This window comes from Paenibacillus ihbetae (genome assembly GCF_002741055.1).
Classification (GTDB): Bacteria; Bacillota; Bacilli; order Paenibacillales; family Paenibacillaceae; genus Paenibacillus_AQ; species Paenibacillus_AQ ihbetae.
In genome coordinates, this window is sequence record NZ_CP016809.1 from 6,305,742 (window position 1) to 6,329,236 (window position 23,495).

Sequence of the window (23,495 nt, forward strand, 5' to 3'; positions counted from 1 at the left end):
ATTTCCCTGATTTAATTGTACATCAGCGACCTCTGATTTGTCAATGCACTTTTTTCAGACCAGAATGAAAAGGAGTGTGTTCAAGCGAGATGGAAGCAAAGGAATGGCGGTTAGAGCAAGAACGGCTGGATCACGTTAGAGAAAAGCTGAAGGCTAGGATCGACGTGTTGGAACCGGAAGTTAGCGGTCTGCAGGATCAGGCTGCCGAGATTCGCAGAAGATTCTGGGAAGAGGTTACGGTCAACACGAGTACAGACGAGGAATTTGAAGAAACTTTTTATACGATCAAACAACAGGCCGCTGTATTATCCGAGAGGGAGCGCCGTCACCGGCTTCTGTCGCAGCAATGGAGGAGCTTCAATCGAATGCTGCCTTCTCCGTATTTCGGCCGCGTCGATTTTATGGAGGACGGCTTGAACGGGAGCGAGCAGATTTATATCGGCGTATCCTCCTTCGTCGATGAAGATGGATTGACTTTCCTGATCTATGATTGGCGGAGCCCCATCGCAAGTCTCTACTACGATCACTCCCCCGGCACGGCCTCTTACGACACGCCGGTCGGTCGGATCACGGGGACGATGGAGCTGAAACGGCAATATCAGATCCAGAATGGGCACCTCCGTCGCATGTTCGATGCGAGCGTTACGATCGGCGACAAGCTTCTCCAGCAATTGCTGGCCAAAGGCGCGGACTCGCAAATGAAAAGTATCGTCTCTACCATTCAGAAGGAGCAAAATGCCATCATCCGGAACGATCACAGCCGGCTCCTTATCGTGCAGGGTGCAGCAGGAAGCGGGAAGACCTCCGCAGCATTACAGCGCGTGGCCTACCTGCTCTACAAAAACCGCGATTCGCTTAAGGCGGATCAGATCGTTCTACTCTCACCAAACCGGATGTTTAACAGCTATGTATCCTCCGTCCTTCCCGAGCTGGGAGAGGAGAATATGCAGCAGACGACTTTTCAGGAATATCTCGAATATTGGCTCGGTTCATCCTTCCAAGTGGAGGATCCCTTCAGTCAGATCGAATATGTGCTGACCGCACAATCAACGTCAAACGATGAGGCTCGCCTCCAAGGGATGAAGTATAAGGCGTCCGAGGCTTTCATGAAAGCCCTTCAGTACTATGCGCAGTGGTTGGGGCGGGAAGGTATGCTGTTCAACGGCATTCACTTTAGGGATCGTGTTCTGATCACCGCCGAGCAAATGAGATCGCAATTTTACGGTTACGACCCTTCCTTGAGCTTGGCCAATCGAGTAGACCTCCTGCAGAAGTGGATTCTGAAGGAGCTTTCACTGCTAGAACGCAAGGAGCGTGGGGCCTCCTGGGTTGAGGAGGAGCTCCATTACCTCGACAACGAGCACTATGCGGAAGTATTCAGTGAGCTGCATAAGGAAAGGGAAGTGCTTGACATTGCTGAGCACTACGCCGTCGTTCACGAGAAAATAACCAACAAGCGCAGGGAAGACGAAGGCGATTTTGACTTCGCGGAACGCGAGGAGGATCTACTCCGCCAAAGAATCGTAAAAGTAAACTTCAAACCGATCCGGCAAAGCGTTAAGCGATTTTCATTTATCGATGTTCACGGCCTGTATTCCCAACTATTCATCGATGAAGCCGCTTATCGGGAGAAAACGAATGAGGCCGATATCCCGGAGCTATGGTCTGAAATCTGTAAGCAAACCAGAGAGAAGCTGGAGAAGTTTGAAATTTTCTATGAGGACGCCACTCCGTATTTGTATTTAAAAGAATTGATCGAAGGTGTTCGGACGAACACGGAGATTCGGCATGTCTTCGTTGATGAGGGGCAGGACTATTCGCCGTTTCAATACGAGTATCTCAAAAAACTGTTTCCACGTGCCCGCATGACAGTACTCGGTGATTTCGGCCAGGCGATTTTTACGCAATCAACGAATCTGCAGGATGCCGATTCACCGCTGTTCCGGCTCTATGGAGAAGCCGAAACCAAGTTGATCCGCCTAGTGCGCAGTTATCGTTCAACTCGGGAGATCGTGGAATTTACGAGGGTGCTGCTCTCCGATGAGTCGGAAATCGTCCCGTTTGAAAGGAGCGGACCGAAGCCGCTGCTTGTGAAGCTGGAAGACGGAGAGACGCGTGACGCCCGAATAATGAAGGACATCGCAGCGCTTAAAGCCCAAGGCCTCGAATCCATTGCTGTCATTACAAAGACGGCTGCTGAAAGCCGCTCAGCCTTCGAATCATTGCAGAAGCTGGGAAGCGAAGGTGTGCAGCTCATTACGAAGGAAACCGAAACTTTTGAGAAAGGTGTGTTGGTTATTCCCGTGTATCTCGCCAAGGGGGTTGAGTTCGATGCGGTATTGATCTACGAGGCATCATCCCAAGCTTACGGCAGAGACAGCGACCGCAAGCTCCTCTACACAGCATGTACGAGGGCCATGCATCAGCTCTTGCTATATGCGACCGGAGATTGGTCGCCGTTCGTGGAGGGAATGAATGCTGATTTGTACGAATTGGCGAATTGATATCGGTTAGGAAGAGATGACCACCCGATAAATGGTTTTTGCTGCTCCCCTTTCTTACAGTGAAACAGGCGCTGCCCCGATCGGCGGCGCCTTTTCTCTTCCAAATACAATGGGAAGATTATGCTGGGACTCATTCTAGTATTCATGCCCCATATATTGTAAAATAGTATGGATAAAGATTACGCGGTGTTTACCGAAGGGGAGCTAAAAAAATGAACCAGCGCTTGTCAACGCCATTTAAGCTCATTGCATTATTGCTAGGCTTCTTGGTGATCGGCCCGCTAGTTGTGATGCTGTTGACATCATTAGTTAATTTCATTGATTAATACCAGGTTAACAAGGGAATCTCAAGCTATCGGAGAACAAGAACGTACGCTAAACATGGAAGTCGCGCCAACGCGGCTTTTTGATTTTTTTTGCCGCAAGATCCTGCATCTCGATCTTATCTCATGGATTCCGCAGCGCCTCTATGAAGATTTCGCATGTTGGATCGCTGTCTCGATGTAGGCTCTTAAGGTCTTGATGAAGGTGCGCATGGCGTATCCGACATATCGGTCACTGCGGTAGATCAGACAAATGTCCTGTGAAGGCGTAGGGTTCCTCAGGTGAACAACCTTGATGTCGGGATTGAGGAGATTTTCCAATAGAAGTCTTGGCAGAACACAAGGGCCAACCCCGCTCTGTACCATTTGAAGAAGGGAAGATAATGTTGTCGTCACCATATGCGGCTGCAGTGCAAATCCGCTCTCCCTGCAAAAGTGATCGATCAGCTTCCGGCATTGATGATCTGGCGGGAACATGACCATTTTTAAGGTTTGCAGCCTGCTCAAAGGGATGAAACTTTCCGTGGCTAGTGGATCGTGTACACTTACTGCCAATGAAAACTCCTCATGGAACAAAGGAATCGTTGTGAGACGCTCATCGATCACCGGTCCGATGGTTACGCCGACATCGATGCTTCGGTCCAGCACTTGTTCTGTTACCTTTGTGGTTTCCAATAGGGACAGTGAAATGGTGGGATACGTCTGATGAAAGTTGAGCAGCATGGCATTGAACATCAAATCCGCGTCACCAGGCAGGACACCGATGGAAAGAGATCCTCCTTGCATTTGCTTCAGATCCGCGATGGCGTCTCCCGCTTGCTGCAAATGCTTGAATACGGCGGTACCATGCTCACGAAGAATCGCGCCAGCATCAGTAAGGACAATCGTTTTTCCCACACGGTCGAACAACAACACGCCTAATTCTTCTTCTAATCGCCGGATCTGTTGGCTGATATTGGGTGCGCTGACTCCCATTTTTTCGGCTGCTTTCGTGAAATGAAGCTCTTCGCAAATGGCCATGAAATATTGAAGCTGTTTTAACTCCACCTTCTCACCTGCTTTCCTATTGCATGCGTGTCATTGATCATGCTTAATGCTTATTGTTGCTCCGGCTTCTTCTTCTGTCAACGAATAATCGTTAACTGATACTTAACGTCTCGGTAACGTGCACTGCATTGATGCTCTGTTCTGTGAGACGTACAATGGGAACAAATCAAGCGGTTCTCATGACAAAGGAGGAACATAATATGTCTGAAATGATTATCAGCACGGCAACAACCGCGCGGCAAATGCTGCTGCAGCAGGTGCAGGCGATCCCGGAGGAGCTCTTCGATATTCAACCCTCGGGTTTCAACAATACCGTCCGTTGGAATATCGGCCATATGGTGTATTGGATGGATAAGTATTCTCCCTTGATCTTCAACAGTCCGCCAGTCATACCGGACACTTATGAAACGCTGTTTGACTCTGGAACCAAGCCTTTGGACTGGACGTTCGCTCCTCCATCAAAGGATGCGATGATCGAGATGCTAACTGCGCAGCTTTCCCGCTTATCTGAGCTGACGCCTGAAATGCTGAGCGAGAAGCTGTCGACTCCGTTTGCCCTGGGACCGTTTCATTTCAACACATCAGGTGAGTTGTTAAACTTTATTCTGATTCACGAAGCGTTTCATCTTGGAACGATTTCGAGCCAGTTAAAGGTACTGTCGTCAAATTAACCTATTCCGTTCAAATCGTGAGCGGTCAATAAACCATAATGAGGAGGAAATGTTCATGGAGAAATCACTGGAATCCGTTCAATCCCGAACTCGAGAAGGCTTTGATGCTTTCAAGCATGCTTTGGAATCAGGGGATACGTCCCATTTTCTTCAACAGGTTACGGAGGATTTTCATTTCTTCGTTCCGCTCCCGTTAGAGGGATGGGATCACGAGCAGCAAGGCAAGGAACGGTTCGAGGAATTGATCCGGTTTGAACGCTCCGTCTTCCAGATGCAGTTGACCCCGCTCATTATGCTGGAGAATGATGACAACGGCATGGTGGTATTTCGCTCGGAAGGGTTGTTAAATGGGCGGGATTTTCGCAATGAGCTGGTTATCGTCTTTGAATTCGAGGGGGAGCGGATCCGCTGCTTCCGTGAATATGTAGGGATGCCGTTAAAGAACTATGAGAACCCGTAACGGATACAGCCCTCCATCGTGAAACCGTTAATCAGCTTATGAATAACGAATCGATCCCGAATAATGAACCGACCCCGAAGAGGGTCTGGTTCATTTTGGTTTGTTGCTGCCGTTTTATCCTGACAGCGGATGATACAAGCACTCAATTATGCATCAATAACCGGTAATTCCTCAAGAACCGATGCGGATCATTACGCTGACCATCTACAGAGAAAAATTTTTTTGACGCACTCCGAAATATCAGTCTTTAGTAGGAGGTCAACCATGTTGAGGTTCTTATAATTAAGAATGGAAAGGAGAGCCATAGCATGACTCAAGATGGATATCTTTATAGACAAATTGGAGGTTGAAAAGGTTGAAGCAAGAAAGAAGCACCCATGCACCAAGCCTGCTTCACAATCGGTTCCTGCAGACGATTTTATTATCAAGCGTGCTTCTGCAGATCGGGATCTGGGTACGTAATTTCGCCATTCTTTTGTACGTTGCGGATCGGACCAATAATGATCCATACGCCATTTCTTTAATTAGCGTGGCGGAATTCGCGCCTATTTTTGTGTTCTCGTTCATTGGCGGTACATTTGCCGACCGTTGGCGGCCGAAACGAACGATGATTTGGTGCGATTTATTATCCGCGGTATCGGTATTCGCAGTGCTTCTGACCATCCATTACGGTTCATGGCAATTCGTCTACCTGGTCGCGTTCATCTCGGCAATTCTTTCGCAGTTCTCGCAGCCTTCAAGCATGCGGTTGTTCAAGTACCATGTTCCTGAGGAACAGCTGCAGCAAGGGATGGCTCTATTCCAATCGCTGATGGCCATCTTTATGGTGCTTGGCCCGATGCTTGGCACCTTCGTATACAGTACGTTTGGACTGGAAATATCGATCGCTGTCATGGGCGTGGTTTTTTTGCTGTCCGCGCTAGTTCTCGTCCGCCTGCCTGAGGATAATTTGAAGCCGCAAACGGCCGCAGTAAAAGGGCAATTCCGCAAAGATTTTGCCGAAGGCTTTCGCTATGTTTGGCAAAGCCAAGTTCTGCGCATGCTCGGACTCGCATTTATTCTCGCGGGACTCGCTGTTGGCGTAGCCCAAGCGCTCAATCTGTTTATCGTAACGGAGCGTCTGGGACGAAGCGAGGAGTTCCTGCAGTACCTGCTGATGGTCAATGGCGGAGCCATGCTGATCGGCGGCGGGGTTGTCGCAGTTTTTGCCAAGAAGGTTCCGCCTCAGCTTCTTCTTGCTGTGGGCATGCTGTCAGGAGCGGTCTGCACGGCCATCGTCGGTTATTCGACGAGCGTTCCGGTCACGCTGGCCGTGCAATTTGTAAATGGGCTGGTTTTCCCTTGCATCCATATCGGAATCAGCACCATGATCCTGAAATGGTCACATGCTTCCATTGTCGGCCGCGTAAATGGAGTTCTGAATCCGATGTTCGTCGGCATGATGGTCATATCCATGTCGTTCGCCGGCGCGCTAAAGGATGCTTTCTCGCTGAGCACGATCTATGGCGGAGCAGGAATCTTATTCCTTCTTGGTGCGTTGGTCATGGTGCCGATCATGAAGCAAAAAGCGCCTGAGCATGTACTTACTGCGCAAGAGACGTAATCTTGCTGGATTTAAAAAGATTGCGATGATAATGAAAACAAATCGTAGAAGAAATACGCGAAGGCAGCCGGTCTGATGATCTGCTGCCTTTTCATTTGCTAGCTGCAGGATCCTGTGGTGGTAAAGTCGAAAATAACGGTGTAACCATTTACTAACAAATGCACGGACACAATGCTTTTATCTCATTTTGCAGGAAGAATAAAATCATATTTAGCGACGGAGGAATAAGATGGAGTCGAAGGATGAGCGTACTTCAAACGATCAGATCATGGAATCAATCCGAAGTTTAACCGGGAACGATGCTAAGACTTTCTTGAACCTTATCTACGCACTTTTGAAAGATAACACGAATCCGAGCGAGCATTTGGTTTCACAGGTTTTATCCATTTACGAGAAAAAGATACCGAGAGTGGTAAAGGCAAGACAGGATCGGAGCAGTGGCTAAGCTGCTATAAATCCAAAGGCCATGTCGTAAAGATCCCTTTCAGAATGTCCGTGTGACAGAGGAGAAGGGGATCTTTCATTCTTCTACAGAATCACTCGTGCTGCCGCCTCTAGTTTGTATCCGTTCGTTGAACCAATAATTATACATAAAAAATGAAGCCTCGAAACCCTTGTCTCCCTTTATTACTTACTTGCAGGTTAGTATCTCACTTACAAGTACGTACTTCCGGATTGCACAGTGTTTCCTCTACAATGCTCGTGTAAGCAAACCAATACGTTCATAAGGAGAGATCAACCATATGGAACTTCAATTGGCATTGGATTTAGTGAACATTCCGGAAGCGAAGCAAGTGGTGGCCGAGGTAGGCGAACATATTGATATCGTAGAAATCGGCACGCCGGTCGTCATTAACGAAGGGCTGCATGCCGTGAAAGCGATCAAGGAGGCCTTCCCGCATTTGCGAGTGCTGGCTGACCTCAAAATCATGGATGCCGGCGGATATGAGGTAATGAAAGCATCCGAAGCTGGTGCGGATATCATAACGGTGCTGGGGGTATCCGACGATTCCACGATTAAAGGTGCCGTGGCCGAAGCCCGGAAACAGGGGAAGCAGGTCATGGTGGATATGATTAATGTAAAAGACATTGAGGGCAGGGCACAGGAGCTTGATGCCTTCGGCGTGGATTATATTTGCGTCCATTCGGGCTATGACCACCAGGCGGAAGGCAAGAATTCCTTCGAGGAATTGGCAGCCATCAAACGTGTCGTTAAACATGCCAAAACCGCCGTTGCGGGAGGAATCAAGCTGGAGACTCTTCCTGAAGCCATTCAAGCGAAGCCGGATCTCGTCATCGTTGGCGGTGGAATCACGGGTCAATCCGATAAGAAGAGCGTGGCCGCTAAAATGAATCAATTGGTTAAGGATGCCTAACCAGGTGAGCAATCCAATCTTTAGGCAGGCCGTCCTAATCGCCAAAGAGCTATCCGAATCCGTACAGAAGCTCGAAGCCGTCCAGATTGAAGCGTTGATCGAACGAATCCTGCATGCCGATGCCGTCTTTGTAGCGGGTGGGGGCAGATCCGGTCTGGTGATGCGAACCTTTGCCATGCGGTTAATGCAGATGGGATTTAACGTTCACGTCGTGGGCGACACAGTTACTCCAGCCATCCGGCCAGGCGACTTGCTTGTTATCGGTTCAGGTTCAGGAGAGACGCCGAGCCTGGTTGCGATGGCCCAGAAAGCCAAGCAAATCGGCTCGAACGTAGCCGTCCTAACAATCCGGCCCGAATCCCGGATCGGGAAGCTTTCCGATGCGATCGTGCACCTGCCGGGAAGTACGAAGGATCAGCACGAGCATGCTCTCGTGACCGTTCAGCCGATGGCGTCTCTGTTTGAGCAGACGATGCTGATTGTGCTGGATTCCATCATTTTGCGATTAATGGAAGTAAGCGAGCTCCAATCGGACCAGATGTTCAGCCTGCATGCCAATCTGGAGTAGGCCACACCGAGACGCAGTATGTTCCGCTTTGATGGGATCTCCGTGACCGTTGTATACTATTAAGAAAGAAGGGGTGATATTTATGGCAAATGAAGTCAAGAAACGGATAAATCTCAAAGAAATTAACTGCCATAAGGAGCTAACCCTGGCGGTCATCGGAGGCAAGTGGAAGCTGATCATCCTGTGGCATCTTGGATTGGAGGGCGTTAAACGCTTCGGCGAGCTGAACCGAATGATTCCCCACATCACGCAGAAAATGCTGACGAACCAGCTTCGTGAACTGGAGGAGGATCAGCTGGTCCAACGCGTCGTTTACCCCGAGGTTCCGCCTCGAGTCGAATATTCGTTAACACCTTACGGGGAGAGCTTAATGCCCATCTTGAAACTGATGTACGATTGGGGAAAGGATTACGGCGAACAGGTCGTCTGGACCAAATGATGGAGCACTTATGCGTTCTAAGAAACAAAGGGGCCGCATGCGGCATTTCATTATCAATATAATCAGCAGGCAGGCATGCGCAAATAGAACCACCCGTTAATCGGGTGGTTCTATTGTCGTTGCCGACTTATTCCTCATTGCGTTTTCGGTGCGTCAATGAAATGAATCTCCGGCTGCCAATTCATTGCGAAATCACTCATCCCGTTTATCATGATTCTGAACTTACCGCCAGGAAGCTCGCCGGCCAGCTTGGACAGCCCTTTGGGGGTAATCTGAATCATAACGGCGCGTTTATCCTGCGTGATTCCTGACTCGAAGTCTTCTCCGTCCACTAACGGGAAGATATCGATGGAATTTTGGCCGAAATCGCCGTTAGCGGAGTAATCCACCTGGACCCTCAGTGGAATGGTCTGAGGATAGGAATATACCGGTTCAGCGGATTGGAATAAGAAGATCCCTTGAGCGCTGTCGTAGGTTACTCCCGTAACTGTCGGGGGCTCGGAATCAAACCGGATAGGCAATTCGATCTTACCCGCTTCGGCATCCTTCTCGAATACCTTAAAGATGAGAGAGACCGGGCGGTCTTGATCAACATTCGGAACTGGCGCTACCTGGATGCCCTGATCACCGCCAGTCAACTGGATGAGCGACGGATCGGAAGTCTCGATCTCGATATGTCCAATCGTTTCGCCTTCTGACTGAATCTGGAACCCGTAAGCGACAGGATCATAATGGATTTCCAGTTCTGTGAAAGCATCGTCTCTCGTTACCTCAATCAAGTTTCCAATATTCCTTATATCATATCGGTCTTCCTCCAATGAGGAGTCCGTAATTCGTGCTGACATACCATTCACGCTCAACCTGTTGCTGTTTAACACAAACGATGCATTTTCCTCAGCCGGGGAGATCTTGAGGGGCTTTAGTCGACTCTTCTTAAAGGCTTCGATTTGTTGGTATAGTTGGTTATAAGCACTGGCTAGGCGCTCTATCGTCGAATTTGGGCTGTCCGCAACAGAGTAAGCGTTCAGGATCGCTTGGTCCAATTGCTCGAACGCAAACGGCGGGTATGTATCGGACGTGTTCCCTGGAGTTGAGTTGTCGCGGAGCGTCTCGGCTGATGCAATCAGCTCCTCTAGCAGACTTCTTACGTTGTCCGGCAAATATTGAACCGCGGTCGGCCCGAAAGCTGGCGATGGCTTGCCGTTGGCGCTGCGGACGACGGTCGAGGCTGATAACGGAGCATACACGACTTCCACCGGCCTTGCCATAGGCTGCGGCTCGGCAAGAGTAACGAGAATATATTGCCCCGTAATCTCAATCCGTTTAATTTCTTGCGGCAATCTCAGCTCTCCATCCTTGGTATATATGGATATTTCATTGACACTTGGTACGTAGAGGGGGTTAAGTGTCTCGTCGTAAGCGATCGCGAGTGACCGTCCATCGAAAAAATGCAGCGTTGGCTGCTTCATCTGTGGTGCGGAAAGGGTAATCTTACCGGAAGGCGCCGACACATTGCCGGCAGCATCGACCGCATACACTTTGTAATCGCCCGGTGACAGATTTGAGGTTGCAATCTGCGTTTCGGTTTGAGCAGCGGCAACGATGGTTTTGTTGGCAAGCTTGTCGGTGACAAAGGATTCAAGCTGGGCTTTCGTGGATGCGTTCAATGAATATGGAACGAAGTAAACGATACCGGTTTCGCTGCTAGTGACAGCCACGTTCTCTCCTACGACGAGGGCGTCGGCAGACAATAGCCACACGGTCGGAGCGGTAGTGTCCGGTGTGCTTGGGTTCCCGCCCGGATTCGGGTTGCTTGGCGCGGTTGATCCACCGCCGCTGCCTCCGGTGGGCGGCGTTGGGTTCTGAGTCGGCTTTTCGGGAGGAGGAGGCGTTTGCTCGTCAGGCCCAGGCGTTTGAACCGGCGGTTCAGATGGAGTTTCGATCTGTTCCTTCACTTTCAGGAGTCGGCTGGCGGCCAAAACAACGGATTGCCTGTCCGCTTGGCCGGTCGGGTTAAAGATCTCGTCGTTAATTCCCTTCATAATCCCAAGCTCCACAGCCGCTGCAACGTAATACTTGGCGTAGTCGGCGATGCTTGCCGCATCGGAGAATTTCAAATTACTATCCATGTCTCCAATTTCAACCTTTCCAATATCAGCGACGCTTAAGGCTCTTATCAAAAACACCGCCATATCTTGCCGGGTTAGGTTCTGTCCCAGGCCAAGCGACTCGTTGCCCACGCCTTTAATCAAGCCGGCTTTGACAGCAGCCTCAACGAATGCGTAAGCGTAGTGATCCTCCGGAACGTCTTTGAATGTCGGCTTATCGGGGCTGGAATAAACATCAAGCTTTAATGCCTTCGCCAAGATGATGGCAAAGTCCTGGCGCTCGATTTTGCCGGTCGGATCGAACTTGCCGTTGCCCTTTCCAGCGATAACGCCCTGTTCCACTAATTCCAAAATCGCATCCTTGGCGTAGGATTGATTGATATCGTTCAGCGAAATGGAAGCCCCGTGGACGGGATACGCGCATGCGCTCAGCAGCGCTGCCGTGGTCATTACTTTGACGATGAGTTTACGTTTCAGATAAAATCCCCCTAATGAAATGATAAAATCCACGCCGAATAAAGGAATCCTTAACGGATTCGTGATCTTATCATATATGCCGAGGGTCCCAGCTTGCAATCAATTTTTTAGGAGAATGGTCCGATGTTGAAACGGGAAAAGGGCCCGGTAAATAAGGAGGGAGATTTCCGATTCTTCCATCTAATCTGCAACTTGAAGTGGGGTGCGGACTCCTATTTTTAAGCAGCTCAAGTAAAGTGATATCTTTTACGTTTCGCATGCCTGCGTTCGGAATAGACCGATCGGCAGGTCATGGATATTTGGTAAAAGCTGCAGCATAAAATTGGGTTTAAAGGGGAGGATAATTCAATCCATATAAGAAGGAGCTGAAGGAGAATGACGAATCACCCCAAAGATGACTACGGCGTACTAGGCAGCGACATCGAAATCGATTCGGATGTGAATGAGGATCGTAATCGTGAGGAGCAGCTGGATGATTCCTTTGAGTCCTGGTATGAACATATGAATAACCAGATAAAGCAGCAGTTGAAACTCACGAACGTTCCGGAGGACGGTGTATTCGATTCGGTTGCCGGAACAGAAGAAGATTCTGCCCGGCGTTAAGCGTGTTCCGCCGAACCGGATTAACCATGCTTCAATGCGGGTGGGCATACGAGCGAGAAAGCTCCCACCGAAACGAGTGGTCCCATTGAAATGTAAAACCCACTGTTAAATCATACAGTGGGTTCTGATTAATATTGCTTCCGCCTGCGAAACAATCTAATGATCGCATAAATAAGGATGATCCATAGCCCAATGCTAAGTAGTGACAGCAATGGAACCCCAAGCGAAAAACCGGCAAACGGATTGAACAATGATCCCAATATTGTCCCCAATGCCAATCCCCCGAATAAACCTCCGAAAAAACCGCCGAACCCCGTTCGCGGCGTTGGAGTTGTTCTCGGTTGGCCCGGATTGCGAACGTTTTGGTCCGGTCTCCGCGTCGTACGCCCAGGGGTACCGATTCCCGGATTATAGGTTCGCCTAGGCGAGCGAAATCCTCCGCGTCTATAGGAATGTATCGTATCATCCTGTTCCTCTTGGCTATGATTTACATCGGGTTCACCGAAAACTTCGGCCGTGAAACATCCAAAAACCAAAGGAATTACCAAGAGCAGTATCAATAACTTCCTCATCATATGCACCTCCTTCAGTAGTGTACCCTGGCGGCATAAGAACATTCAGACGTTTCAACACACAGAGGGACGAACGACTTGTCTAACGTTTACGAAATACTCGATTTCGTTTGATATTCACTTAACCTTTATGCTTTAGGCTTTTAGAGATAAAAAGCATGAAGGAGGAGCACATGAAGCGAAAATGGATCGCCGGATTATTATCCGGCATACTGATCGGCAGCAGCTTTTTTGAATTTGCGCTTGCAAGCACCCCTGCTTATGCGGCCCCTTCGGGAGCGATGCCCGTGTTTATCTCGGAAATTTATCCTGATGACCGTTCGAATCAGCAAACGATCGAGGGTGCGGGCGGGGCCGATCTGTTCGAATATGTTGAGCTTTACAACCATTCGGGGGCGCCGCTCCCGTTTAACGACGAGTTCAACATTCGTTATGACTACAATACGGGCGTGAAGACGCTGACGGTAACAGACACGGTTTACGGTAAACCGGATGGCGTGGTCATCCCGGCCGACAGTCCGGCGGTACTCTGGGTGGAACGAACCAGCTCGTCGATAACCGGGGCTGCCGCGGCTCTGACGGAATCCGATTTCCGGCAGTACCATTCGGTTCCCGACCATGTACCGGTATTCAAGCTTCGGGGACAGGACGGCCTCAACAACACGGACCGCGGTTTATACATAACCCGAAAAGGCGATGATGCCGCCGTAATCAGCAGCTTCTACTATACCGCCGAGGATGTCGGCGACGGGAAGAGCGTGCACCTTCAGCCCCCTTCCACCAGTCCAGGGATGATTCCTTACGCACGGGAAGCGGCACCTTCCGCCGGAATCATCGATCCGGGTCAGTTGTTGCCGCCTGACAATCGCATGCCGGATATCAGTCACACGCCGGTTGCCTCGGCCGACCGGACGCAGCCTCTGACCGTAAGTGCAAGCGTCTATGACGAAGACGGCGATGCGTTAGACGTCAAGCTTTATTACAAAACGGCTGTCAATAACCCATACAGCATGATCAATATGATTGATCGCGGGGGGAATCAATTCGATGCGGTCATTCCGGCCGACCAGTTGATCGGCGATAAGCTGTATTATTACATAGAGGCAGCGGATGGGCTTCAACGTTCAAGATCCGGCGATTATGAAACGGCGTTAGCCGGAGCCGTCACCGGCGGAGACGTTCCGCGCATTCTCATTACCGAGATTCTCCCGAACCCGGCCGGGGATTACCGATGGGGAAGCGGCAACCAGTACGAATACGTAGAAATCTACAATCATTCGAATCAGGTACTGGACCTCAAGGGTTACACCCTGTGGTATCTGTATCCGAGTCAGACGGCACCGAAGAGTTGGACGATTCCGGATCATACCGCAATCGAGCCTTACAGCTCAGCCGTCATCTGGTTCGCGAAGGAAGCCATCGCCAACGGCAAGGGATATACAACGACGGCCGACTTCAATTTGCACTTTAACAGCACGCTGAACGATAACGACATTATTTTCTACGATAATTCAAAAGCTTCCGATTTCAATCTTCCGAATTCGCTGCATCGCGGGCTGGCCATTTCAGCACCGGGTCAGGCAAATTCGTACATCGTGCAGGCCTGGTATGACCCGAGCACGCCGGACAGCCCGGACAGGCTGGTGAACGACGTTCGTAACGCAGTCGTTCGATATGCCTACCCGGATGCAGGAACGACCATGAAAAGGCTGGATAACCGCATGTATGCCAATCCTGGCAGCATTGATCCAGGTCAGGTGCCGCCTGTAACGGGCGTGGACATGATTGCACCGACGCTTCAGCATGAACAGACCGCCTATAATTTGGGCAAGGGGCAGGCATATGCGGTGACCGTGACCAGCGACGAGCCTCTTGCTTCAGTTGAGGTATTGATCGGAGCAGCCTCCGAGGAGCCGACGACTTTTACGGACAAGCATGCGCTGACTCTTGCGTCCCAGGAAAACGGACGTTACGTCTACCAAGGCTCGATCACACTGAATGAAACCGGCGTCTATCGTTATATCATCGACGCGGTCGACAGCAGCGGCAATCGTACACGGGTTCCATATAACTCCAGAGGCGGCCTTCTGACCGTTAATGAAGAAAGCACGGGGACGGAGCTGCCGAACCCGGGGTTATCCATTGCAAACGGAAGCATGCTTAGCGGGAATGCATCCTTCTACGCTTACGGCTCTCGTGCCGAGGACGATATCCAGGTCCGCTTCGACGGAAATCCGATGCCTCTTCGCAAAGCGTTGCCAGGCAAGGTACAGCTCGGCATGCAGACCCGTGGCATCGATCAGATCTACCAAGCGTCGGCAAGCGCGCTGAATGCAAGCGGAGAGACGGTCTTTTTCGCACGCATCCTGCCCAAATATATCGACGGCGCATGGTCGATGTTCGATATGACACCGGATCTTTTCGTAACCGGTACGACCGTTTCCGTGCATACAGGAAATGAGAACGCTCCTTATCAAGTCAAAGATCACGACAAGGTATTCGGCAAGAACAACCATGATGATTTCGAAGTGATGAATCTTCATCTCGTGCTGCCGGACGGTTCGGTCGTCAAACCGGATAAGGTGCTGAACTACCTGGGCAATCTGGGGCAATCAACCATGGATTACCGGGAGGATACCTACTATGGATTCGGTGATGCGGATTACGGCAGCAATCCGAACAAGCCGATGATCAGCGACTTCCGCTTCCCGATTCCGCAGGAGAAGTTTACGGCAAGATATGCCGAGCTTGACACCGCTACGATAAAGGACGGGATTTATCCTCTAAGCATGTCGATGAACGGACAAGTCTTCCAGTCCATCGACGTGACTGTGGACAATACCGCTCCGGAGATTGAAGGAATATCGTATGGGGAAGGACAGTTATTGACCGAAGCCATGCAGCTCAAAGGAGCGTTCAAGCTGGATGTGGTCGCTTCGGACCAGTTAAGCGGAGTTGCCGAAGTTATGGCGGAGCTTGATGGTGAGACGATCACGCTTCCTTACGAGACGTCTTCCACGGTGCTTGCACCGGGCGAGCATATTCTGAAAGTGACCGTACTCGACGGGGCCGGCAATTCGGCGGAGATCACACGCACCTTCATGATTGAGGAGGAGAAGCCTCTTCTTCCGGGCGAAGTTTCCCCAGCTGATTTCGCGGAGAACGTTGGTTTGAATCCGAGCCTGAGAGCACGGCTCAGCGATCCAAGCGGAGACTCGATGGATGTGCGCTTTTTGGAAGGGGATAAATACGATTTTGCCCGCGCTGACGGAATTGAAGGTCATATCAACGTTGCAGACCGGGAGCCGCCGCTTGCTCTGGAGCCGGACGGCGAGAAGGGGATCGGCAAGGAAGAGGCCGACAAAATGGCTTATCCGGACGGGGATTACCTAACCACGGATACCGATTCCGGATTCCCTTATCATCGATTCGAAGTCCAGCTGGACGAAGCATGGACCGAACAGGACAAGGTAGAGCTGCACTGGGAGGGACGCACGCTTCCGGGACGCATCGTGACGCTGTATGCATGGGATAATGATGCCGTCAAGTGGACGGCATTAAAGTCAGCCACCGGCGACGAAGGCGAATCCGATATTGCTCTAACGGCTGAAGTGGATCCTGAGCGATACGTGCGAAATGGCAAAATCCAGGCCATGGTGCAGGATGAAGTGAAGAGCGCGAACGCGCCGTTCAACATTTTATGGTTTACGGACACGCAGTATTACGCGGAATCGTACCCGGATATTTTCGATAAACTGGGCGATTGGATCGCGGAAGAATATAAAAAGGGCTTGTTCAGCTATGTCATTCATACTGGTGACATCGTGAACGTGGCTGACGACGAGAAGCAGTGGGCGGTAGCCGACCGCAACCTGAAGAAGCTGGACGAAGCGGGCGTACCGTATGGCGTCCTCGCGGGTAATCACGATGTCATCATTGACGGCGTGGATTACTCCTACTACGGAAAGTATGTCGGGGCCGACCGATACAAGAACAATCCGTGGTATGGCGGCGAAATGGATAACAACCGCAATCATTACGACCTCGTATCGTTTGGAGGTCATGACTTTATTTTCCTGTACATCGGCTTCGGACTTGAAGACACACCGGAAACAATTGCTTGGGCCAACGAGGCGCTGAAGAAGCATGCGGACCGCATCGCGATCGTGGGCATGCACGCATATCTGGAGAGCAACGGCACCTTGTCCAATATGGCACAGCGCGTGTTTGACCAGGTCATTGCGCCGAACAAAAACGTGCAGCTCGTACTAAGCGGGCATTATCATGCCGCGAATAGGGTCGTGAAGACTGTGACGCATCCGGACGGATCGACGAGACAGGTGATCGAAATGCTGGCAGACTATCAGGGGGGGCCGAACGGTGGAAACGGCTATCTGCGCCTGCTTCAATTTGATCCGGCCACAGGTACGCTGGACGTGGATACGTACTCGCCTTACTTGGACGACTACAATTTCTTTGACGACGCCATCGAGGATTTTACCGAGCCGTTTGCGTTCGGGGACATTCAAAAACGGGTGGCAACCGATTATTTTGCAGTCAACGTGTACAAAAACAAGCTGATTGGCGAGAAAAAGGACGTGAAATCCGGAGAAATTGCCTCAGCCGCATGGAATGGGCTTGAAGCAGGCAAGACGTATTACTGGTATATGGATATTACTGATGAATTCGGTGCCAAGCAGTTGAGCCCGATCTATCGCTTTACGACCTCGAAAACGTCTCCGCCTGGAGGCGGAAATGACGGAGGCGGAAACAATGGGGGCGGCGGTAATAACGGCAACAACGGAAATAACGGCAATAACGGCAATAACGGCAATAACAGCGGCAGTGATCAACCAGGCCAAAGCAAGCCAGGTGGAAAACCGCCGGCCACCGGACCTTCCAGACCAGGAACGATTACGGCGCAAATCGCCATAAACGGCCAGAGGGCTCAAGCAGCCGTCAGCGAATCGGAGCTCAGCAGTGCCTTCGAAAGCGTCGCTGCGAACGCGCGCGGAATCAAGACCGTGACGATTCAGCTGGATGAAAGCGCCCGCTCGTTCAACGGCGAAATCGTCATCCAGGTTCCGTCAGCTTACTTAAACCGCAATCACGCACGGGAACGGATCGAGATCGTTACGCCGCAGGCAACCGTGAGGCTGGCGTCCGATATGCTGAACCGTCTGCCGGAGGCAGGGCAGTATACTGGCCTTGTCATTCGACCGAGTGATCGAAGCCTGTTGCCAGCGGATCGGCTTGCCGGGATCGGTAATAGACCGGTCGTTCAGTTGCTGCTGCAAATCGATGGCAAGACGGTGGAATGGCCGGGAAGCACTACTCCAGTAACCGTCTCGCTCCACTATGAAGCCAAGGCTGATGAACGAGCCGATCAGCTGGTCGCGTGGGAAGTCGATGCGATGGGGGCGATAACCTCTGTCCTGAACGCATTTTACAATGAAGAGCTTCGTGCTTTGACGTTCGAGACAGGCAAGCTTGGCACGTATGCGATTGCATATAAGCCGGTATCCTATCGGGATGTGGAACCGGGAAGCTGGTATGCAGACGCCGTCCATTTCCTTTCTGCCCGGGACATTATTAAGGGGGCAGGAGGAGGAAGGTATCTGCCGCAGAAGGAGATCAGCCGGGCCGATTTCCTGGTCATGGCGATGAACGCCTTCGGCATAAATCCGGAAAATACGGATGAAGACGGTAATTTTTCCGATGCGGGCAGCCGCTATTATACGCCGTATTTATCTGCAGCGAAGAAGCTGGGACTGGTTCATGGAACGGGAGATAACCGGTTCAGACCAGAGGACTCGATCACGCGTCAGGATATGGTCGTCATGCTCCATGCTATGATGGAATCGGTTGGCAGCGAGCTGCCGGGCGGAGGAAAGAAGCTCGAAAGCTATACCGATGCGAAGGACATATCCGGCTATGCCAAGGAAGCGATGGACTACATGCTGGATGCCGAAATGATTCAAGGCACCGGTGGAGGCAAACTGTCACCCAAGTCTGTTACCAGTCGGGCAATGGCAGCAGAGCTGATGTACAACTACCTGGTCAAAAGCAGGGAAGCTTCTTAAGAGTTAGAATAAAGACGAGTTTGTATCATGTTAATGGATTAACGTAGAGCGGGAGGAGCCTCCCGCTCTTTTGGTTGCCGTTCGGTTGCGGCTGTGATTTCAGGCTGTTGTTTAACGAAGTGTCAGATTAGTTCAATCAAGGTACTATACTTTGGATATCTTGCTTGACATGAATTGGTTATATTTTGTAATCTGTTTTTGGAGATGAAGGAAAGGGGACTCGTATTCCAATGTGGATTTTCTTGTAATGGTTTGATTGTAGGTGATCGCGTGATTCGACCTTGGCTATTTGCCATAGGTTTGGTGAATCATGCCATCCTCAACCATTTCAAGGGATGCGAGAGACCGTTCATTTCACCCGCTGCGCGAATACTTGATGTATCCGCTTTTTTTGGTTAAGGCAGCGGAAGCAATTCATCTCCCATGATGAACGATTCTCTTGTCTTCTCTTTACCGTAGGAGGTATTTCTAATCATGAAGAGACTGCAAGGGAAAATTGCCATCGTCACTGGCGTAAGCCGTCCGGGGGGAATCGGAGCCGCGATATGCCGGACATTGGCTCGTGAAGGTGCCGATCTATTCTACACTCATCTATATGATTATGATAAAACAATATATCCGAATGACGCAGACAAGAGTTGGCCAAATTTATTTGCCGACGAACTTCGCCAGTTGGGCGTTCAAGCCGCACATATGAATTTGGACTTAGCCGATTCCGGTTCGGCTGTCAAACTGCTGCGAGAAGTTCGAACTACGATCGGGCTTCCGACAATCCTTGTCAATAATGCTACGTATAGCGTCGATGCCGATTTTCGTCAATTAAATGAAGCTCTTATCGATGCCCATTGTGCTGTAAACATTAGAGGGACTTTCATGCTAAGTGCCGAATTCGCTCGTATGCTTGAGTCAGAGCAACGTACACATAACGACGGGTTACCCGGCGGAAGAATCATTAATCTTACCTCTGGACAAGGAAAAGGCCCAATGCCCGGTAATCTCATCTATGCTGCAACGAAAGGAGCCATCTCCGTTTTTACCGAATCATTGGCTGCAGAGCTGGCTCCGCTTCATATCACTGTGAACGCTATCGATCCCGGTCCTACCGATTCGGGCTGGATGTCCGAAGAGGTGAAAAAAGCCCTGCTTCCGAGATTTCCAATGGGGAGGATTGGTCTTCCCGAGGATGCGGCCCGTTTGATCGCTTTTCTAGCAAGTGAAGATTCACAATGGATTACCGGACAAATTATTCATTCTAGAGGCGGTTTCTAAAGTGGACTTCTTTTACCGTCTAGCATTGTAACGTACGAGTTACGAGTTCTCATTGTATTATCAGAGAACCATAGTTTAATCGTGACAGAAGAAGGCAGCCGATCATTATGATCGGTTGTCTTTTTTAAGCTAACGGGCAGATAAAATACATTTATGAAATAAGACATAAGATGACATAATTATGATCTACAATGAGTGATATATCCCGAAAGGAGCTACAAATCGTGAAACGTAAAATCATTTTAGATTTAGCCGTTACTTTGGATGGTTTTATTGAAGGGAAGAACGGGGAAGTTGACTGGTGCATCATGGACCCTGAGATGGGGTTTGCGGATTTTTTAAATCAAATCGATACGATAATGTATGGAAGAAAAAGTTATGATTTATGGGGGCGGTTCACGCCAGATATGGATCCGTCGGATGCTGAGCAAGAATTATGGTCAAACGTTCACAGTAAAGAAAAATATGTGTTCTCCAGGACGCAAACAGGGAGCGATCATAAAGCGACATACATCAATGATCATATCCTTGAAGAAGTAAATGCATTAAAGAATAAGCCGGGTAAAGACATCTGGTTATATGGGGGAGCAAGCCTTATTACAACCTTTATTCAGTTAGGGCTGGTTGATGAATTTAGATTATCGGTTCACCCTGTCATCTTGGGAGAAGGAAAACCGTTGTTTATGGATATCAAGCAAAGGTTGAATTTAAAGCTGGTGGATGCAAGAACGTTCTCTTCAGGAGTCGTGCAGCTCATTTATCATTTAAGCCGAAGCGAAAAGTGAACCAGGCTGACCTCAGGAAGATGTTTTAGTTAAAAGATAGCTTTGTTTGATCATGTCGTGGATTTCTGCCTCTGGTACGGTGCCGTCCAGAATAATCGAATTCCAATGGTCTTTATTAAGGTGAAAGGCCGGAACTACTGCGGTGTATGCCTGCCGTAAGAACTCGAGCATGCCGGGTTCGCACTTTACATTGATCCAAATATGATCTTCTTTTTCAAAAATCCAAGCAAAAACCTTATGGTTATCTTGATGCCGAATCACTGTCCAATTTTTATCGCGAAATGGTTGATCCTCATACGAATGGCCCAAACTCAAGCAGTATTCAATGGCTTCCTGTCTACTTCTCATCCATAACTCCCCTAACCTATAACGTACAAAATGCCGTGACTTTAACGGCATTTTTTGCGTGCTCTGCTTATTAACAACAAGCACAGGACTATTCATAACATAACAAATTTGGTTGTTGGAGGACAAGTCCTACGTGCAAGGAACACGGATCTAATATGAACTGTGTTCCTTGCATTTAATCACTGCTGTCACGTTCTTTACGTGGGGGTGCCGAGAGTGACGATAACGCTGAGTCGATGCAACTATCGATCCATTCCCGATTAGGATTGGATTTCTTTAATACCGTTATTCCGATGAAAGCTACCACAAGGGACTGGGCTATTGCCCGATCGTTGACCGATTCATCGATCTCTCCGGAGCGTACCCCTCGTTTAATAGCATCTTCAAACATCGCCGCTAAATATTGTTGATGCTCTCGCGTCAAAATTTCAAACTTCGCATCGTGCGGAGCGAGCTCCACCATCGTATTAATGCAGAAGCACCCATTCTGTCCATGGGTTCCGTTAGGGAACGCCCCTTCCAGGAACAAGTGCCTGAAAGCTGCCTTGACACTCGTACTTTCGTTAAGCTTCATGCGAACGGATTTAGCATGTATTTCGTTATATTTTCGAAGGGCTGATTCAAACAAAGATAATTTGTCTCCAAATGCAGCATATAAACTAGGTTTCTGAATCTTCATTCGAGATGTTAAGTCACTGAGTGAAGTCGCCTCGTATCCTTTTTCCCAAAAAACATGCATTGCCTCCGTTAATGCCTGCTGTTCATCAAATTCACGAATTCTAGCCATAACCCCTCCTGATTAAATACCTTATGGTACACAATATTTTATCTAAAATTATCGATCAAGTCAACGAACGGTTGACATTCAACCATTTCTGTGAGTTAATTGGTCTCAAAATAAAATACCGATCGGTACATTTAGGGAGGGTTATTCAATGGCTAGTTCACCTAAGCTTCGTCCGAATTACACGGAATCACAAGCTCAACTATCGAGCATGGCGGTTTTTCTTTATGCGGTTATCTGCGGATCGGCAGTAGCAACGGTGTATTTCTCCCAACCTTTGCTCGATATGATGGCTATTGAGTTTGGAATTAATAGCTCTATCATCGGTACGGTAGTAACCGTGACCCAGCTTTGTTATGCGTTTGGGTTATTGTTCTTGGTCCCGTTAGGGGATATGTTTAATCCGCGTCGGCTTGTAACGGGGATGATCGTGTTATTAACGATCGTATTAAGTATAGTTGCGTTAGCTTCAAATCCTTGGTTTCTATTCCTAGGCATGGGGATGGTCGGGTTCCTGGCTGTTGTTGCACAAGTGCTTGTTGCTCTTGCCGCTGATCGAGCACCGCAATACAGACGTGGCCGCACGATTGGAGTTGTTACTAGTGGAATTGTAATAGGGATATTACTGGCCCGCACCTTTGCGGGCACCTTAGCGGATATGGCCGGATGGCGGTCCGTTTATTTCGTCTCGGCGGTGATCATGATCTCACTGGCATTGGTGTTCCTAACCGTTACACCCGATACAAAGCGTCCGCCAAGCAAAAACTCGTACAGGGAAGTACTCCGTTCCATAAAAGATTTATTCGTTCAAATTCCCCTATTGAGAATTCGCGGCCTCCTTGCCTTCTTCATTTTTTCGGCCTTTAGTATTTTATGGTCCTCGATGGTTTTGCCGATGAGCTCCTCTCCACTTTCGTTCAGCCACAGCGTAATTGGATTGTTTGGACTCGCAGGTGTAGCGGGGGCGTTGGCCGCAAGCAGCGCCGGGCGACTGGCAGATCGGGGATTAGGACAACGGACAACGGGAATCGCATTATTACTGTTATTGTGCTCTTGGCTCCCAATCGGGTTACTACTGCATTCCATGTGGCTATTTATCATAGGGATCGTTATGTTGGATTTCGCAGTGCAAGCGATTCACGTTACCAATCAAAGCATGATTCTAAGTGTTCGTCCGGAAGCAAGGGGCAGGTTAACTGCCGGGTACATGATCTTTTATTCCTTTGGAAGTGCAACAGGTGCAATCGCGTCAACCTGGATTTATTCTTGGGCAGGGTGGTTCGGCGTGTGCATGCTGGGGGTTCTAGTAAGCATGATCGCCTTGATATTTTGGGCTTGTACTTTGAAAACGTCCGATTGTTCTCTTAATAATCAGCAATAAAATTGAAGGTATTCTTTAGGAGAACCAAACATGACTCCGTTCCGCAGAATAAAAAAAGAGCAAAACAACACGATTCCACGTAGTTGTTCTGCTC

The 23,495-nt window shown here is 49.6% G+C and carries 16 protein-coding genes; 12 read left to right on the top strand and 4 right to left on the bottom strand.

What is annotated here, in order from left to right; all coding sequences use genetic code 11:
* Window positions 1-89: 89 nt before the first annotated feature.
* A complete protein-coding gene (gene helD / locus BBD41_RS28310) occupies window positions 90-2,504 on the top strand; it encodes an RNA polymerase recycling motor HelD (protein WP_099480041.1) in 2,415 nt (804 codons plus the stop codon).
* A gap of 467 nt (window positions 2,505-2,971) precedes the next feature.
* Here the strand turns inward: helD and BBD41_RS28315 are convergent, their stop codons facing one another.
* Window positions 2,972-3,874 (bottom strand): LysR family transcriptional regulator, encoded by a 903-nt coding sequence (locus BBD41_RS28315; RefSeq protein ID WP_099480043.1) that lies wholly within the window; start codon window positions 3,872-3,874, stop codon window positions 2,972-2,974.
* 200 nt (window positions 3,875-4,074) lie between these two features.
* Between BBD41_RS28315 and BBD41_RS28320 the strand changes: the two genes are divergently transcribed.
* From BBD41_RS28320 to BBD41_RS28350, 6 genes are all read left to right on the top strand, one after another.
* On the top strand, window positions 4,075-4,545 hold the full coding sequence (locus BBD41_RS28320) for a DinB family protein (RefSeq protein WP_077566543.1): 471 nt from the start codon (window positions 4,075-4,077) through the stop codon (window positions 4,543-4,545).
* A gap of 55 nt (window positions 4,546-4,600) precedes the next feature.
* The gene (locus BBD41_RS28325; protein ID WP_099480045.1) at window positions 4,601-5,005 is read left to right on the top strand and encodes a nuclear transport factor 2 family protein; all 405 of its coding nucleotides are present in this window, start codon (window positions 4,601-4,603) and stop codon (window positions 5,003-5,005) included.
* A gap of 355 nt (window positions 5,006-5,360) precedes the next feature.
* Window positions 5,361-6,608, top strand: a complete 1,248-nt coding sequence (locus tag BBD41_RS28330; RefSeq protein WP_077566541.1) for an MFS transporter — start codon at window positions 5,361-5,363, stop codon at window positions 6,606-6,608.
* Window positions 6,609-7,351: 743 nt separating this feature from the next.
* On the top strand, window positions 7,352-7,984 hold the full coding sequence (hxlA, locus tag BBD41_RS28340; RefSeq protein ID WP_077566539.1) for a 3-hexulose-6-phosphate synthase: 633 nt from the start codon (window positions 7,352-7,354) through the stop codon (window positions 7,982-7,984).
* A gap of 4 nt (window positions 7,985-7,988) precedes the next feature.
* Window positions 7,989-8,552 carry a 6-phospho-3-hexuloisomerase gene (gene hxlB / locus BBD41_RS28345; protein ID WP_077566538.1) on the top strand — a complete coding sequence of 188 codons (564 nt, stop codon included), beginning with the start codon at window positions 7,989-7,991 and terminating at the stop codon, window positions 8,550-8,552.
* Window positions 8,553-8,634: 82 nt separating this feature from the next.
* Window positions 8,635-8,991 carry a winged helix-turn-helix transcriptional regulator gene (locus BBD41_RS28350; protein ID WP_077566537.1) on the top strand — a complete coding sequence of 119 codons (357 nt, stop codon included), beginning with the start codon at window positions 8,635-8,637 and terminating at the stop codon, window positions 8,989-8,991.
* Window positions 8,992-9,125: 134 nt separating this feature from the next.
* Here the strand turns inward: BBD41_RS28350 and BBD41_RS28355 are convergent, their stop codons facing one another.
* Complete coding sequence (locus BBD41_RS28355) at window positions 9,126-11,609, bottom strand: S-layer homology domain-containing protein (RefSeq protein ID WP_157929345.1); 2,484 nt, start codon at window positions 11,607-11,609, stop codon at window positions 9,126-9,128.
* A gap of 342 nt (window positions 11,610-11,951) precedes the next feature.
* Here BBD41_RS28355 and BBD41_RS28360 point away from each other — a divergent pair, with 342 nt between their 5' ends.
* The 4 genes from BBD41_RS28360 (at window position 11,952) to BBD41_RS28380 (ending at window position 20,888) form a co-directional block, all read left to right on the top strand.
* Window positions 11,952-12,179 carry a hypothetical protein gene (locus BBD41_RS28360; RefSeq protein ID WP_077566535.1) on the top strand — a complete coding sequence of 76 codons (228 nt, stop codon included), beginning with the start codon at window positions 11,952-11,954 and terminating at the stop codon, window positions 12,177-12,179.
* 745 nt (window positions 12,180-12,924) lie between these two features.
* On the top strand, window positions 12,925-18,834 hold the full coding sequence (locus BBD41_RS28370; RefSeq protein ID WP_099480049.1) for an S-layer homology domain-containing protein: 5,910 nt from the start codon (window positions 12,925-12,927) through the stop codon (window positions 18,832-18,834).
* Window positions 18,835-19,308: 474 nt separating this feature from the next.
* Window positions 19,309-20,103, top strand: coding sequence for an SDR family oxidoreductase (locus tag BBD41_RS28375; RefSeq protein WP_099480051.1), 795 nt, complete (start codon window positions 19,309-19,311; stop codon window positions 20,101-20,103).
* 224 nt (window positions 20,104-20,327) lie between these two features.
* Window positions 20,328-20,888 carry a dihydrofolate reductase family protein gene (locus BBD41_RS28380; RefSeq protein WP_099480053.1) on the top strand — a complete coding sequence of 187 codons (561 nt, stop codon included), beginning with the start codon at window positions 20,328-20,330 and terminating at the stop codon, window positions 20,886-20,888.
* A 12-nt stretch (window positions 20,889-20,900) separates the two neighbouring features.
* Here the strand turns inward: BBD41_RS28380 and BBD41_RS28385 are convergent, their stop codons facing one another.
* Together BBD41_RS28385 and BBD41_RS28390 are read right to left on the bottom strand one after the other, a co-directional pair.
* Complete coding sequence (locus BBD41_RS28385; protein ID WP_077566530.1) at window positions 20,901-21,236, bottom strand: MmcQ/YjbR family DNA-binding protein; 336 nt, start codon at window positions 21,234-21,236, stop codon at window positions 20,901-20,903.
* A gap of 175 nt (window positions 21,237-21,411) precedes the next feature.
* Window positions 21,412-22,023 carry a TetR/AcrR family transcriptional regulator gene (locus BBD41_RS28390; RefSeq protein ID WP_099480055.1) on the bottom strand — a complete coding sequence of 204 codons (612 nt, stop codon included), beginning with the start codon at window positions 22,021-22,023 and terminating at the stop codon, window positions 21,412-21,414.
* 148 nt (window positions 22,024-22,171) lie between these two features.
* Between BBD41_RS28390 and BBD41_RS28395 the strand changes: the two genes are divergently transcribed.
* The gene (locus tag BBD41_RS28395) at window positions 22,172-23,401 is read left to right on the top strand and encodes an MFS transporter (RefSeq protein WP_099480057.1); all 1,230 of its coding nucleotides are present in this window, start codon (window positions 22,172-22,174) and stop codon (window positions 23,399-23,401) included.
* Window positions 23,402-23,495: the final 94 nt, after the last annotated feature.